The following is a 1,308-nucleotide window of genomic DNA, read 5'->3' as shown; positions in this document are numbered from 1 at the left end:
CAACAACGTATATAGCTCATTGTGGCGGAATTTTTTAATCGAAAAATTCCTTATATTTATTGTCAAAATTGCTTCGGCGGAAAAATCTCGCTGATTTTCCCACAACGAAGCCATATACAAACCCGTTAGCATAAATAGCTCGAATGAATTTTGGTCAGAAAAATTAAAATTGAAAAAGTTAATTGAAAACTATGATTTTTAGCAATATTTCGGAGTGAAAATTGTAGCGGTCAGATTTGAGCAATGAAAACAGAAAGAATTAAGTTTCTACTGAAAAAATTGTACTAAACCGAGAAATTTCTGAGTGATTTATACTCAAAACGGAATGAGAATTGTATCGGAATGAATTTGCTTTTAATGTAAAATATGTACAAACCTGAAAAATTCCAGATTGACTTCCACTCTACCGGAATTGAGAATTGAAACGGCTAAGATTTTGAGCAACGAATCCGAATATCTTTAAAATGAATAATTGCCAATAAATTGAGAAATTTCAAAATTTTTCCTTTAAAACGTGAAAATTATAGTGGAGAAAAAGCTAAATGAGAAAAATTAGTATGTTTGATAAATTTCAGATAATAGAAAAATTCAATGCTCAGCAGAACGTGTCGCTAAATATGCTAACAATGGCTATATTGCATTGTGGAGGATTTTCTTTTTCAGAAAATCCTCGTATATTTACTAACATAACTGCTATGGCGGAAAAATCTTACCGATTTTTCCACAACGACAACATAGCCTAAACCGTTAGCATAAATAGCTCGACTGAGTTTTGGTCAGAAAATTAAAGGTGAAAAAGTTAATTGAAAACTATGATTTTTAGCAATATTTCGGAGTGAAAATTGTAGCGGTCAGATTTGAGCAATGAAAGCGGAAAGAATTGAGTTTTTACTGAAAAAATTGTACTAAATCGAGAGATTTCTGAGTGATTTATACTCAAAAAGGTATGAGAATTGAATCGGAATGAATTTGGCTTTGAATGAAAAATATGTACAAGTCTGAAAAATTCCAGATTGACTTCCACTCTAACGGAATTGAGCATTGAAACGGTTAAGATTTTGAGCAACGAATCCGAATATCTTTAAAATGAATAATTGCAATAAACTGAGAAATTTCAAAGTTTTTCCTATAAAACGTGAAAATAACAACGAAGAAAAAGCTGAATGAGAAAAATTAGTATGTTTGAAAAACCTCAGATAACAGAAAAATTCAATGCTCAGCAGAACGTGTCGCTAAATATGCTAACAATGGCTATATTGCATTGTGGCGGATTTTCTTTTTCAGAAAATCCTCGTATATTTACTAACA

1 protein-coding gene is annotated in these 1,308 nt (G+C 31.1%); it reads left to right on the top strand.

Annotation, left to right across the window (positions count from 1 at the left end):
- Positions 1–542: 542 nt before the first annotated feature.
- Positions 543–743: a hypothetical protein gene (locus HGB55_RS15020; protein ID WP_168817887.1), complete on the top strand. Its 201-nt coding sequence runs from the start codon at positions 543–545 to the stop codon at positions 741–743.
- Positions 744–1,308 lie beyond the last annotated feature (565 nt).

It is taken from the genome of Lutibacter sp. B1 (assembly GCF_012524075.1).
Taxonomy (GTDB): Bacteria; Bacteroidota; Bacteroidia; order Flavobacteriales; family Flavobacteriaceae; genus Lutibacter.
This window is presented reverse-complemented; position numbering and strand designations above follow the sequence as displayed.